This window comes from Tsukamurella paurometabola, assembly GCF_900631615.1.
Taxonomy (GTDB): Bacteria; Actinomycetota; Actinomycetes; order Mycobacteriales; family Mycobacteriaceae; genus Tsukamurella; species Tsukamurella paurometabola_A.
Genome location: NZ_LR131273.1, coordinates 4,013,009 through 4,025,481, shown reverse-complemented (window position 1 = coordinate 4,025,481; position 12,473 = coordinate 4,013,009). Strand labels below are relative to the sequence as shown.

Sequence of the window (12,473 nt, the reverse complement as noted above, 5' to 3'; positions counted from 1 at the left end):
TGACATCCGGTCAGCGTTTCGGTCACCGCTGCATCCCTACTGAACCGCGGCACGCGGTTCGGACAGGCATGGTTTGCGAGGCTGATCTGGACCGCTGGTTATCCATGCGAACACGATCCAGTGCATTTCAGTGTAGGTGACGGGGGTCACATTCGGAAGGGGTTTTGGAATCTTGTTTCCGCATCACGGACTGCGGTGCGATGGTCGTTCCGGCTCGACACTGCGTCGTTGCAGGTCAGCCGCCGATGAGCGCGGTGATCGGTCCTCGGACGAAGTAGAGGATGAACCCGATCGAGACCGCCCACAGTAACCAGTGGCACCGCTGCCCGCGACCGCTGAGGACGCTGAGCAGCGCCCAGGTGATGAAGCCCACGCCGATGCCGTTGGCGATCGAGTACGTCAGCGGCATCGTCACGATCGTGAGGAATGCGGGCAGCGCCACCGAGAAGTGGGTGAAGTCGATCTCGCGGATCTGGGCCACCATCATCGATCCGACCACCACCAGGGCGGCCGCGCCGACCTCCATCGGGATGACGCCGATCAGGGGCGCGAAGAACATCGAGCCGAGGAACAGGACGCCGGTCACGCACGCCGCGAGCCCCGTGCGCGCGCCCTCCGCGATGCCGGATGCGGAGTCGACGAAGACGGTGTTGGACGAACCCGACGTCGCGCCGCCGGCGACCGCGCCCATGCCTTCGATGACGAAGGCCGAGCGGATGCGAGGGAACGTCCCGTCGGGCTGCCCGACGCCCGCCTGGCGCGCCAGGCCCGTCATCGACCCCATCGCGTCGAAGAAATTGGTGAAGACCAGCGTGAACACCAGCATCGTGGCCGCCAGGGCACCCACCCGCTCGAAGGCTCCGAACAGGTCGAACTGGCCGATCAGGCCGAAGTCGGGGAGCGCGACGATCTGACCGGGCAGCTCGGGGGCGCTGAGGTTCCACCCCTTCGGGTCCGGGTGGCTCGGGTCGCCGACAGTGCCGAGCTTGGCGAAGTGCTGGATGACGATGGCCGCGATCGTCGCGACGATCATGCCGATCAGGATCGCTCCGGGGATGCGTCGCGAGACCAGGACCGCGATGAGCAGGAGGGCGAAGATGAAGACCGCGGTGGGAATCGCGTCGATCGAGCCGTCGTGGCCCAGCTGGACCGGCGGGCCGGCCGGGGTGCGCGTGACGAAGCCCGAGTTCACGAAGCCGATGAAGGCGATGAAGAGGCCGATGCCGACCGTGATCGCGGTCTTCAGCTCGGCCGGGACGGCCCGGAAGATCGCCGTCCGGATGCCGGTGGCGCCCAGGAGCACGATGATCACACCGTTGATGATCACCAGGCCCATCGCCTCCGGCCAGGTGACGTCCTTGACCACCGCGACGGCCAGGAAGGAGTTCATGCCGAGCCCGGCGGCGAGCGCGAAGGGGAGTCGTGCGACCACGCCGAACAGGATGGTGATCACGCCGGCCGTGAGTCCGGTGACGGCTGTGACCTGGACGAACCCCAGCGTTCCCTGGGCGGCGTCCGACGAACTGCTCAGAATCAGGGGATTCAGCACGACGATGTATGCCATGGCGACGAACGTGACGAGGCCGCCCCGGATCTCGCGGGGAATCGTCGATCCGCGACGGGTGATCTCGAAGAAGCGATCCAGGAACGATGCCCCCGCGCGTGGAGGGTCGTCGGTCCGTTCGGCGGTCGCCGGGATCTCGACGCGTTCGTCGGCCCCGCTCTGCTCTTGCTGACTTGTCATGATGGTCCTCTCGGTCCGCAGCGCCGGGCCCGGCGCCCTCGCGGTCAGGCGCTCCGGGGGAGCGACGGCGAAGTGGGGCTGATCGAAGGCGACGCGTGGTGGCGATCGCGTGGGGCTCCGCAGATTTGCGTTCCGCCCATCGGAAATGTGATTCCGATCACGTCGAGTGAAACATGCTCTACGGGGGCTGTCAAGCGGATCTTCGGCGCGGTCCGCAGCGACTTCCGCCGCGCGACAACGCTTACCGAGCAGTCAGTCGTTCCGGCGAGGGGGTCGCGGGGTGGCGCCGTCCCCGCGGATGGCGTTCCGCATCGTGGTGCACAATGTGCCCTCGACCGTCGCGCTGAGGGCGGTTCGTCCATGACGGATTGAAATCAATACCGCCATACGGAACGTACGGCGGAAATTTTGGGCGTACCGTCCGGAATGGAACAGCAAACGACCAGACGTGTGGGGAGGTCATCATGGCGGGGAAATCCACCTCGGGTGTGCAGTCGGTGGAGCGTGCGTTCGAGTTGCTCGAACTGATGGGGCGCGCGGGTGGCGAGTGCTCACTCAGCGAACTGTCGGCCGGCACCCCGTTGCCGCCGCCCACGATCCACCGTCTGCTCCGCACGTTGGTCGGCATCGGCTACGTCCGGCAACTCCCCAACCGCCGCTACGCGCTCGGGCCCCGGTTGATCCGGCTCGGTGAGGTCGCGAACCGTCAGCTCGGTGCCGTCGCGGTGCCGGTGCTGCAGTCGCTCGTCGATGAGCTCGAGGAGACCGCGAGCCTCGCCGTCCTCGACGGCGACATGGTGATCTACACCGGGCAGGTGCCGTCACAGCACAGCATGCGCACGAACAACGAAGCCGGCCGCCGCGTCAATCTGCACAACAGCGGCGTCGGCAAGGCGGTCCTCGCCGAGCTCGACGACGCCCGCATCGTCAAACTGGTCGGGCAGGCCGGCATTCCGGCTCCCACGCCCAACAGTGTGAGCACCTTGTCCGGCGTCTTCGCGGAGGTGGAGAAGGTCCGCGCCCGCGGCTACTCCATCGACGACGAGGAACAGGAGGTCGGCGTGCGCTGCTATGCGATGGCGGTACCCGGCGCTCCCACCCCGATGGCCGTCGGAATCTCCGGCCCCGTGTCCCGCCTCGGCGACGACTTCGTCGACCGTGCGATCCCCGCGCTTCAGCGGGCCACCGGCATCATCTCCGACGCGTTGATCGGTGCTCGCGAGATCTGAAGCTCAGTCGACCCATTCGATGACGGCGCTGTGCCGAGCCGCCGCCGTCACGTAGAAGGCGCGAAGCGCCATGAGGTGACCGGTGACGTATCCGCGTGGGGCTAGCTCGTGCACGGATCGCCGGCACGTGTCGAGGTGCTCGGGCCTGACTCGCGCGAGAAGCTGCGTAGTCGCCATGGCGGTGCACTCCTCCTCACGTCCGACGGGTCCTGCCGCGCTGGCCGACGGTACTGAGCTGTACCTCCTGTGGCAACGCGATTCCAGTCCTGGTGATCCGAACCGGAATGGATCGCGGCGGCGCGCGGTTGTGCAGGTCATGGCGAAAGCAGTAGTGGCACAGGCGTTCGGAGGACCCGAGGTCCTCGAGGTGATCGACCGGGAGCTGCCCGCTCCGGGACCCGGCGAAGTCGTGGTCGAATTCAAGGCGATCGGCGTCAACCCGATCGACTACAAGCTCTACAGCGGCGCGTTCGGTGACGACCCGTCGACGCTGCCGCAGCCGGTCGGGAGCGAGGGCTCCGGGGTGGTGACCGCGATCGGCCCTGACGCCGTGGGGCCGCGAGGCCCGATCGCCGTCGGCGACGAGGTCGTCGTCTACCGGGGCGAGGGCGTCTACGCCTCGGCCGCGATCCAGCAGGCGCGTGCGGTCCTTCCCAAGCCCGCGGGGTTGAGCTGGGAGGATGCGGCGGGCCTCCTGCTCACGGGCGCGACGGCATGGGACGCCGTCGAGCGCATCGCGCTATCAGCGGGCGACACGGTCCTCATCCACGGCGCAGCCGGCGGAGTGGGCCTCCTCGCGGTGCAGCTCGCGAAGCTGCGCGGGGCCACCGTGATCGGCACGGCACGCGAGGCCAACCACGACTACCTGCGCGGCCTGGGTGCGATCCCCGTCGAGTACGGCGACGGGCTGGCCGGGAGGGTCCGCGCCGTCGCGCCGGACGGGGTGACCGCCGCGATCGACACGGTGGGCACCGACGAGGCCGCCGACGTCTCACTCGACCTGGTGGCGGATCGGCAGCGGATCGTGACGATCGCGGGATTCGGTCGCGCCGCGCAGGACGGATTCCTCGCGATCGGTGGACCCGACCCCGACAGCGCCCGCATCCGCGACGAGGCCCGCGGCCCGTTGCTGGATCTCGCGGGTGAGGGGAAGCTGGTGAATGCGGTCGCGAAGACGTTCCCGCTCGCCGACGCCGCGCGCGCTCACACCGAACTGAAGGCCGCCCATCCGATCGGGAAGTTCATTCTGATCCCCTAACGGTGATGTCCAGGGACGGTGTCCTGGTGGAGGTCGGTGAGTTCGGCCGACAGGTGGGCGAGTAGGAGTGCCGCCCATCGCGCCTCGTCGTGGCCACCGGAGTAGACGGTGTACTCGACATCGTGCCCCGCGGCGTGGGCCGTGGCGGCCAGGTCGCGCACGCCCGGCGTGAGTTCCTCCTCGAAAGCCCCGGAGGCAAGGCGGATCGAGAATCCGCCGGGCGGGCACCCGCGGACCACGTCGTGGATCCAGCCATGCCGTTCGGTGACGACGGAGGGGCGCCCGGTGAGGCCGGGCCGCCACCACACGGAGGGGGAGTAGGCGAGAACCTCGTCGACGAGATCCGGGTTCCGCGCCACGAACGAGAGTGCCGCGAGCCCGCCCAGGCTCTGACCGGCGATGGTCACCCGGCCAAGGGTGCCCGTCACCATCCGAACGGCAGCGAGCGCATCCTCGGTGATCGCCGGGAACAGGGCATCGTGGGCACCGAGAAACCGGACGCGCTCACTGGGATCGGCGGGTGAGTCGATACCGAGCACGGCGCACCGTCGGCCCGTGGCCGCGAGGACGTCGGGCAGCCGGAACCGGTCGAACCACACGTCGGCGTCGAAGGCGATGAGTAGATCCATCGCGCCCGCGCCGGACGGTACGGACAGCCGGTACCGGAGGGGCGCAGGGGCCAGATCGATGGTGCGGTCGAGCGCCATCGAGGTCGTGGCCGGCGAGGCGGTCCAGGCGTCGAGCCGGGGTGCGTCCGGCCCGGCGAGCACCGATCCGAACGGCGACCCCGCTGCGGCGGTCGGGTTCCACGGATCGACCTGCGCGCGGCGAAGCAACTCGCGCGGCGGGGGCACCGCCCGTCGCCCTCGGTCACCCGCTGCGAGCGGCAGGAACCGATACGTTGCGAGAACGTCGCGGGGAACGGTGAGCTCGACGAACCACAGTCCGCCGCCGCGCGACCTCATCATCCCGCGGTCGATGTGCCGCTTGTCGGTCAGCCGGTTCACCCAGAGGTACACCGCGGTGGGCGGATCGCCGGAATCCTCCTGCCAGACGAACAGCGCCCGCACGAGCCGCGGGTCGCCGGGGTCATTGGTGAGGAGCGGAGTTCCCTGCGTGCGAAGCGCCGACGTGATCCCCGGGCGCGGCGCGACGTCGTCGGTGAGGATGAGCCCGCGAAGCGCTTCCGGTCTCACGGGACCGATCCGTTCGGGTGGTCCGCACCGCTGACAGGGCCGCGGTCGCGTCGACCGAAACGCCGGATGGCGGCCGCTGCCACGAGGAACAATGCGCCGCAGGATCCGGACATGATCGCTCCGACGACGCTCCCGGACCGCGCGGTCCGCTGGAAATGCGCGGTCCGGACGTAGTCGTACGGATACGCACCGGTGCGCCCGATCGTCTCCGCCCGTGCAGGATCGAGCTCCATGCCTGCGGGCGCGAGAAGCTCGAACGTCGGACTCCCCTCGGTGAGGACCGCCCAACAGGTATCGCCCGGCCGCATCACTGCACCTGCGCAGGGCACCGGCGGTTCGGGTTCGAGCAGCCCGCGAACGACGTCGCGGGTGGGCGCATAGCTAGCCCAGAGGAGGAGCAGACCACCGAGAACCAGGATCACCGGTAGGACCTTGACGGCGATGCGGTCGTTCTCGGCCGCGAGCTCGGCGCGGTAGGCCTGCGCCTCCGCAGTGCCCTCGTCCGCCCTGTCGAACACCCCCACGACCTCAGCGTAATACTGCGATGCAGCACGTCCCCGCGGCCGATTAGGCTGGACGGCATGAAGAAGGTGGCGATCCTCGATTACGGCTCCGGCAACATCCGGTCCGCGCATCGCGCGATGGAACGGGCCGGCGCGGAGGTCACCGTGACTTCGGACGCGAGGACCGCGCTCGCCGCCGATGGCCTCCTCGTGCCCGGCGTCGGCGCGTACGAGGCGTGCATGGCGGGCCTCAAGTCCGTACAGGGGGACCGGATCATCGGCGAGCGGCTCGCGGGCGGCCGCCCCGTGATGGGGATCTGCGTGGGCATGCAGATCCTGTTCGAGAAGGGCATCGAGTTCGGCGTCGAGACGCAGGGCTGCGGGGAGTGGCCCGGCACCGTCGAACGACTGCAGGCCGAGGTCGTCCCGCACATGGGCTGGAACACCGTCGAGGCCGCCGAGGGCTCGCAACTGTTCGCCGGGACCGACGCCGACACCCGCTTCTACTTCGTGCACTCCTACGCCGCACAGCGGTGGGAGCTCGACATCGCCGACCACATCCGCGCGCCCAAGGTCACCTGGGCCGACCACGGCGGCCGATTCGTCGCCGCCGTCGAGAACGGGCCCCTGTGGGCCACGCAGTTCCACCCGGAGAAGAGCGGTGACGCCGGCGCGCTCCTGCTGAAGAACTGGGTGGGCACACTGTGAGCGGCAGAGGCGGCCTCTCACTCGGGCGGCTCGCGCTGTTCTCCGTCGGGGCGGCCGTGGTCGTGCTGGGACTGTGCGTGATCCTGCTCAACGTGCTGCGCCCCAGCCCGGCGGTCGGCCTGCTCATCGTCGCCGTCGGCCTCATCGGTGCCGTCGCCGCCATGGGCGTCGTGTCCCACCGCATCGTCGGGCGCGCCGTCGCGGACTCCGACGACCGGGAGCCCGGAAAGCCGGATGACACGACGCACTAGGCTGGTCCCGTGAGTCTGGTACTTCTTCCCGCAGTCGACGTCGCCGAGGGCCGGGCCGTGCGCCTGGTGCAGGGGGAGGCCGGCAGCGAAACGGCCTACGGGTCGCCCCGTGACGCCGCCCTCGCCTGGCAGAACGACGGGGCGGAGTGGGTCCACCTCGTCGACCTCGACGCGGCCTTCGGCAAGGGATCGAATCGCGAACTCCTGGCCGAGGTGATCGGCGAACTGGACGTGAAGGTCGAGCTGTCCGGCGGCATCCGCGACGACGAGTCCCTGGCCGCGGCGCTCGCGACCGGGTGCACCCGCGTGAACCTCGGCACCGCGGCCATCGAGAACCCGCAGTGGTGCGCCAGCGCGATCGGCCGGTACGGCGACAGGATCGCCGTCGGTCTCGACGTCAAACAGATCGACGGCCAATGGCGCCTGCGCGGACGCGGCTGGGTCACCGACGGCGGCGACCTGTGGGAGGTCCTCGAGCGGCTGAACAACGACGGCTGCAGCCGTTATGTGGTCACCGACGTCTCCAAGGACGGCACCCTGACCGGCCCCAACCTCGAGTTGCTGTCCGCCGTCGCCGCTGCGACGGATGCGCCCGTCGTCGCCTCCGGCGGGATCTCCGCGCTGGAGGACCTCACGGCGATCGCCACCCTCGTCGACCAGGGCGTGGATTCCGCGATCATCGGCAAGGCGCTCTACGCCGGACGGTTCACGCTTCCCGAGGCGCTCGACGCGGTGTCGCGCTAGTGGCCGCGCTACCCGACGGCTTCACGGCCGACCCCGACCGGCTCCTCGCCCTCGCGGGCGATGCGCTCGACGCCGCCGCGCCCCGCTTCATCGAGGGCGTGGGCGCACCCGCGTCGGTGGCGAAGGGCCCCGCCGACTTCGCCACCGACCTCGACCTGGAGCTGGAACGCCGCATCGCGGCGGCGGTCGCCGAGGCGACCGGAGTCCCCGTACACGGCGAGGAGTACGGCGGTCCCGCGGTCGACGAGGGCACCGTCTGGGTCCTCGACCCGATCGACGGCACGTTCAACTACTCCGCCGGGTACCCGGCCACCGGCACGCTGCTCGGCCTGCTCCACGACGGCAGGCCCGTGGCCGGCCTCGCGTGGTTCCCACTCGTGGGCGACACGTTCTCCGGCCACGTCGCGGGGCCCGTGCGCAACCACGGGGAGGCACTGCCGCCGCTCGCCGAATCGGGGCTCGACGACGCCATGATCGCCGTCGGCAGCTTCAGCCGCGGCAGCAACGGGCACTTCCCCGGTGACTACCGGTTCGCCATCCTCGGCGAGGTCTCGCGGCGGGTGGCCCGCGTGCGGCAGTTCGGGTCGACGGGCGTCGACCTGGCCTACACGGCGTCGGGCGCGCTGGGCGGGGCCGTCGTCTTCGGCCATCACCCATGGGACAACGCAGCGGGAGCCGCGCTCGTCATCGCCGCCGGCGGCCGCGTCACCGACCTCGCGGGCGCGGACTGGCACGTCGGTTCGGACTCGGTGCTCGCCGGAGCCCCCGGTGTGTACGACGAGCTCCTGTCCATCGTCCGGTCCGTCGGCGCGCCGTCGGACTACCGCGGCGACCCGGGACACTCCGGAACCCTGAGCTACTAGCGACATTCGAAGGAGGCCGTGACCGATGACGGTGGCCGTGCGCGTGATCCCGTGCCTGGACGTCGACGACGGGCGCGTCGTCAAGGGCGTCAACTTCCAGAACCTGCGCGACGCCGGCGACCCGGTCGAGCTCGCCGCCGCCTACGACGCGCAGGGCGCCGACGAGCTGACCTTCCTCGACGTCACCGCGTCGAGCTCCGGGCGCGGGACGATGCTCGAGGTCGTCCGCCGCACCGCCGAGCAGGTCTTCATCCCGCTCACCGTCGGCGGTGGCGTCCGCTCGGTCGAGGACGTCGACACCCTGCTCCGGGCCGGCGCGGACAAGGTGTCCGTGAACACCGCAGCGATCAACCGGCCGGAGCTGCTCCGTGAGCTGTCCAATCGGTTCGGTAGCCAGTGCATCGTGCTCTCCGTCGACGCGCGCACCGTCCCGGACACCGGCGGACAGGAGGCCGAGGGCCGGCCGGGGGGTGGTGCTGCGGGCCGCACGCCGTCGGGCTGGGAAGTCACCACGCACGGCGGGCGGAAGGGTACCGGCATCGACGCGATCGAATGGGCCCGCCGTGGCGAGGAACTGGGCGTCGGCGAGATCCTGCTCAACTCCATGGACGCCGACGGCACCAAGGCGGGCTTCGACCTGCGGATGATCACGGCCGCCCGCGCGGCGGTGCACATCCCGGTCATCGCCTCCGGCGGGGCCGGTGCCGTCGAGCACTTCACGCCGGCGGTCGAGGCGGGTGCCGACGCCGTGCTCGCCGCCAGTGTCTTCCACTTCGGGGACATGACCATCGGGCAGGTCAAGGACGAGATGGCGGGGCACGGGCTGGTGGTGCGGCGATGAGCGACGCGCCACTGGATTCGGGGCTCGCCCCGGCGATCGCCGCGCGGCTCAAGCGCAACGCCGACGGACTCGTCGCCGCCATCGCCCAGGAGGAGGGCACCGGCGACGTACTCATGATGGCCTGGATGAACGACGAGGCCCTCGCGCGCACACTCGCCACCCGCAGGGGTACGTACTACTCGCGCTCGCGCCGGCAGTTGTGGGTCAAGGGCGAGACCTCCGGGCACACCCAGGAGGTGCTCGACGTGCGTCTCGATTGCGACGGCGACACCGTCCTGCTCACCGTGCGGCAGACGGGGCCCGCGTGCCACACGGGCACGCACACGTGCTTCGACGGGGACCTGCTGCTCGGCCGGGACTGACGGTCAGCCGCTGAGGGTCCGCAGGAACGCCAGCGTCTCCTCGACGTGCGCCACCGCGCGGAGTTCCCCGACCACGATGTGCAGGACGGTCCCGTCGGTGTCGATGAGGAAGGTCTGCCGCCGCACCGGTGCCACCGCGAACTTCCCGCGCTTGACGTCGTACCGGGCCGCGACGGCGCCGTCGGCGTCCGTGAGCAACGGGAAGCCGGGCTCCATGACGTCCGCGAAGGCCTGCGTGCGCACCAGCGGGTCCATGCTGATGCCGATGCGGGCCGTTCCGCGCCGGTCGAACTCCTCGCCGGCGTCGCGGAACCGGCCGACCTCGGCGACGCACACCGGTAGGCCCGCGGTGAGGTAGAAGAAGACCGCTGCGCGGCCGTCGCCGCGGAGCTCGGAGAGGGTGCGGACGGTGCCGGTGCGGTCGGGGAGTGCGAAGTCGGGGGCCTGCTGGCCGATGCGCATGACCACGAACCTACCGGCGCTGGGATACTGACAGGCGATGAGTACCGCACAGCAGACGAACCTGCAGCCCGACGGCTCGACGACCAGCCTGGATGAGTTCCTCGCGCTCGCGGACCGACACCGCGTGGTGCCGGTGACCCGGACGGTGCTCGCCGACGCCGAGACCCCGCTCTCCGCGTACCGCAAGCTCGCGGGCGGACGCCCCGGCACCTTCCTGCTCGAGTCCGCGGCAGCGGGGCAGTCGTGGAGCCGCTGGTCCTTCGTCGGCGCCCCCGCGCCCTCCGCACTCACCGTGGTCGACGGTGCCGCCACGTGGATCGGGAAGGCGCCCGCCGGCGCACCGTCGGGCGGGGACCCGATCGCGGCCCTCGGCGAGGTGCTGCGGTTGCTGAGCTCCGAGCGGATCGAGGGGCTGCCGCCGCTCAACGGCGGCATGGTCGGCTACCTCGCCTACGACGCCGTGCGGCGCCTCGAGCGCTTGCCGGACACCACCGTCGACGACCTGCACCTGCCCGAGATGGTGTGGCTGCTCGCGACCGATCTGGCCGCCATCGACCACCACGAGGGCACCATCACCCTCATCGCCAACGCCGTGAACTGGGACGGCTCCGCCGATCGGGTCGACGAGGCCTACGCCGACGCCGTGCGCCGCCTCGACGCCATGGAGGCCGCGCTGGCCGCCCCGCTCGCCTCGTCGGTCGCATCGTTCACCCGGCCCGAGCCCGAGTACACCGCGCAGCGCACCGTGGAGGAGTACAGCGCCATCGTCGAGAAGCTGGTCGGTGACATCGAGGCCGGGGAGGCCTTCCAGGTGGTCCCGAGCCAGCGCTTCTCGATGCCCAGCGATGCCGACCCGATCGACGTCTACCGCGTGCTCCGCGCATCCAATCCCAGCCCGTACATGTACCTCGTGCAGGTGCCCGCGCCGGACGGGTCGGTGGCCTTCTCGATCGTCGGCTCCAGCCCCGAGGCGCTGGTGACCGTCTCCGACGGCACCGCGACGACGCACCCGATCGCCGGCACGCGGTGGCGCGGTGCCTCGGCCGAGGAGGACCTGCTGCTGGAGAAGGATCTGCAGGCCGACGAGAAGGAGAACAGCGAGCACCTGATGCTCGTCGACCTCGGTCGCAACGACCTCGGCCGGGTGTGCACGCCCGGCACCGTGCGGGTCACCGACTACCGGCGGATCGAGCGGTACAGCCACGTGATGCACCTGGTGTCGACGGTCTCCGGCGACCTGGCACCCGGTAGGCAGGCCCTCGACGCCGTCGCGGCGTGCTTCCCCGCAGGGACCCTCACCGGCGCTCCCAAGGTGCGCGCCATGGAACTCATCGACGAGGCCGAGATCACCCGCCGCGGGCTGTACGGCGGGATCGTCGGTTACCTCGACTTCGCCGGCGACGCCGATACCGCCATCGCGATCCGTACCGCCGTCCTCAAGGACGGGGCCGCCTACGTTCAGGCGGGCGGGGGCGTCGTCGCCGATTCGGTCGGCGAGTACGAGTACAACGAGTCGCGCAACAAGGCACTCGCCGCGCTCAAGGCGGTGGCGGCGGCGAACACGCTGCGCGGCGTGGCGGAGGAGGCGCGATGAACGCCAAGCGGAATCTCGCGATCGCCGCGGTGCTGCTCGCCGGTGCGGCGGGCGCGGTCTGGGGCTCGGGCCGCATGTCGTGGATGGGCGTCACCATCGCCGACGGCCTCTCGCCCGAGCGCTCGGTGAACGTCGCCGGCACCACGTGGGCGCCGGCGCTGGCGGCGCTGTGGCTCGTGTTCCTCGCCGCGATCGCGGCCGCCCTGGCCCTCAAGAACTGGGCGCGGGGCGTGGTCGCGGTGATCGTCGCGGTCGCGGCGATCGGAGCGGCCTACCCCGCGGTGACGATCCTGACGCAGGAGCCGGACATCGGCTACCTCGAGAAGATCCTGCGGGCCGAGCCGGCCGAGGGCGGCGCGGGCACCACCGTCATGGGCAACAAGGACTACATCTCGCAGGTCGACCCGACCGCTGCGGGGCCGTCCGTCGCGCTCCTCGGGGCAGTGCTCGCGGTGCTGGCCGCAGCGCTGCTCATGCGTGGACTCCGGGGCGGCGGCATGGGATCGAAGTACGTTTCACCCGCCGCGCGCCGCGCTGAACTCGAACAGCGCGTGTTCGACGACACGGCCGCGGAGCCCGCCTCCGAGCGGGACCTGTGGGACGCGCTCGACGGCGGCGATGACCCCACGGAGGCGGGTGACACCCGTCCGGCTCCGGGGGAGGGGGCCGGACCCGACCGCCCGCGGGCCGAGGGCTAATGTTGGAGCACGCTCCACGA

Annotated in this window: 14 protein-coding genes; 10 read left to right on the top strand and 4 right to left on the bottom strand. The window is 70.7% G+C overall.

Translation table 11 applies throughout. The annotated features are described in order from the left end of the window. Window positions 1-235 precede the first annotated feature (235 nt). Window positions 236-1,744: an NCS2 family permease gene (locus tag ELY19_RS20090; RefSeq protein WP_126197932.1), complete on the bottom strand. Its 1,509-nt coding sequence runs from the start codon at window positions 1,742-1,744 to the stop codon at window positions 236-238. A gap of 464 nt (window positions 1,745-2,208) precedes the next feature. Between ELY19_RS20090 and ELY19_RS20085 the strand changes: the two genes are divergently transcribed. Further along, window positions 2,209-2,973 carry an IclR family transcriptional regulator gene (locus ELY19_RS20085; protein WP_126197929.1) on the top strand — a complete coding sequence of 255 codons (765 nt, stop codon included), beginning with the start codon at window positions 2,209-2,211 and terminating at the stop codon, window positions 2,971-2,973. A 316-nt stretch (window positions 2,974-3,289) separates the two neighbouring features. Beyond that, entirely contained in the window at window positions 3,290-4,231 is a 942-nt protein-coding gene (locus ELY19_RS20080; protein ID WP_126197927.1) for an NADP-dependent oxidoreductase, read from the top strand. Here the strand turns inward: ELY19_RS20080 and ELY19_RS20075 are convergent. Both ELY19_RS20075 and ELY19_RS20070 read right to left on the bottom strand, forming a co-directional pair. Further along, window positions 4,228-5,427 carry an enterochelin esterase domain-containing protein gene (locus ELY19_RS20075; RefSeq protein ID WP_126197925.1) on the bottom strand — a complete coding sequence of 400 codons (1,200 nt, stop codon included), beginning with the start codon at window positions 5,425-5,427 and terminating at the stop codon, window positions 4,228-4,230. The genes ELY19_RS20080 and ELY19_RS20075 overlap by 4 nt on opposite strands. Continuing rightward, window positions 5,424-5,951, bottom strand: a complete 528-nt coding sequence (locus tag ELY19_RS20070) for a hypothetical protein (RefSeq protein ID WP_126197923.1) — start codon at window positions 5,949-5,951, stop codon at window positions 5,424-5,426. The genes ELY19_RS20075 and ELY19_RS20070 overlap by 4 nt, the downstream gene beginning before the upstream one ends. 57 nt (window positions 5,952-6,008) lie before the next feature. Between ELY19_RS20070 and hisH the strand changes: the two genes are divergently transcribed. The 6 genes from hisH to hisI are packed head-to-tail and all read left to right on the top strand — an operon-like array spanning window position 6,009 to window position 9,699. Next, window positions 6,009-6,638 carry an imidazole glycerol phosphate synthase subunit HisH gene (gene hisH / locus ELY19_RS20065; RefSeq protein WP_126197921.1) on the top strand — a complete coding sequence of 210 codons (630 nt, stop codon included), beginning with the start codon at window positions 6,009-6,011 and terminating at the stop codon, window positions 6,636-6,638. After that, entirely contained in the window at window positions 6,635-6,889 is a 255-nt protein-coding gene (locus tag ELY19_RS20060) for a hypothetical protein (RefSeq protein WP_126197919.1), read from the top strand. The genes hisH and ELY19_RS20060 overlap by 4 nt, the downstream gene beginning before the upstream one ends. A gap of 9 nt (window positions 6,890-6,898) precedes the next feature. Continuing rightward, window positions 6,899-7,633 carry a bifunctional 1-(5-phosphoribosyl)-5-((5-phosphoribosylamino)methylideneamino)imidazole-4-carboxamide isomerase/phosphoribosylanthranilate isomerase PriA gene (gene priA, locus ELY19_RS20055; RefSeq protein ID WP_126197917.1) on the top strand — a complete coding sequence of 245 codons (735 nt, stop codon included), beginning with the start codon at window positions 6,899-6,901 and terminating at the stop codon, window positions 7,631-7,633. Further along, window positions 7,633-8,496 (top strand): inositol monophosphatase family protein, encoded by an 864-nt coding sequence (locus ELY19_RS20050; RefSeq protein ID WP_126197915.1) that lies wholly within the window; start codon window positions 7,633-7,635, stop codon window positions 8,494-8,496. The genes priA and ELY19_RS20050 overlap by 1 nt, the downstream gene beginning before the upstream one ends. Before the next feature lie 25 nt (window positions 8,497-8,521). Next, window positions 8,522-9,337, top strand: coding sequence for an imidazole glycerol phosphate synthase subunit HisF (gene hisF, locus ELY19_RS20045; protein ID WP_126197912.1), 816 nt, complete (start codon window positions 8,522-8,524; stop codon window positions 9,335-9,337). Continuing rightward, complete coding sequence (hisI, locus tag ELY19_RS20040; RefSeq protein WP_126197910.1) at window positions 9,334-9,699, top strand: phosphoribosyl-AMP cyclohydrolase; 366 nt, start codon at window positions 9,334-9,336, stop codon at window positions 9,697-9,699. The genes hisF and hisI overlap by 4 nt, the downstream gene beginning before the upstream one ends. Before the next feature lie 3 nt (window positions 9,700-9,702). On the opposite strand, the gene ELY19_RS20035 is transcribed toward hisI, so the two are convergent. Then, a complete protein-coding gene (locus ELY19_RS20035; protein WP_126197908.1) occupies window positions 9,703-10,161 on the bottom strand; it encodes a peroxiredoxin in 459 nt (152 codons plus the stop codon). Window positions 10,162-10,198: 37 nt separating this feature from the next. Here ELY19_RS20035 and ELY19_RS20030 point away from each other — a divergent pair, with 37 nt between their 5' ends. Beyond that, entirely contained in the window at window positions 10,199-11,755 is a 1,557-nt protein-coding gene (locus ELY19_RS20030) for an anthranilate synthase component I (protein ID WP_126197906.1), read from the top strand. After that, the gene (locus tag ELY19_RS20025) at window positions 11,752-12,453 is read left to right on the top strand and encodes a TIGR02234 family membrane protein (protein WP_126197904.1); all 702 of its coding nucleotides are present in this window, start codon (window positions 11,752-11,754) and stop codon (window positions 12,451-12,453) included. The genes ELY19_RS20030 and ELY19_RS20025 overlap by 4 nt, the downstream gene beginning before the upstream one ends. The last annotated feature ends 20 nt before the right edge of the window (window positions 12,454-12,473 follow it).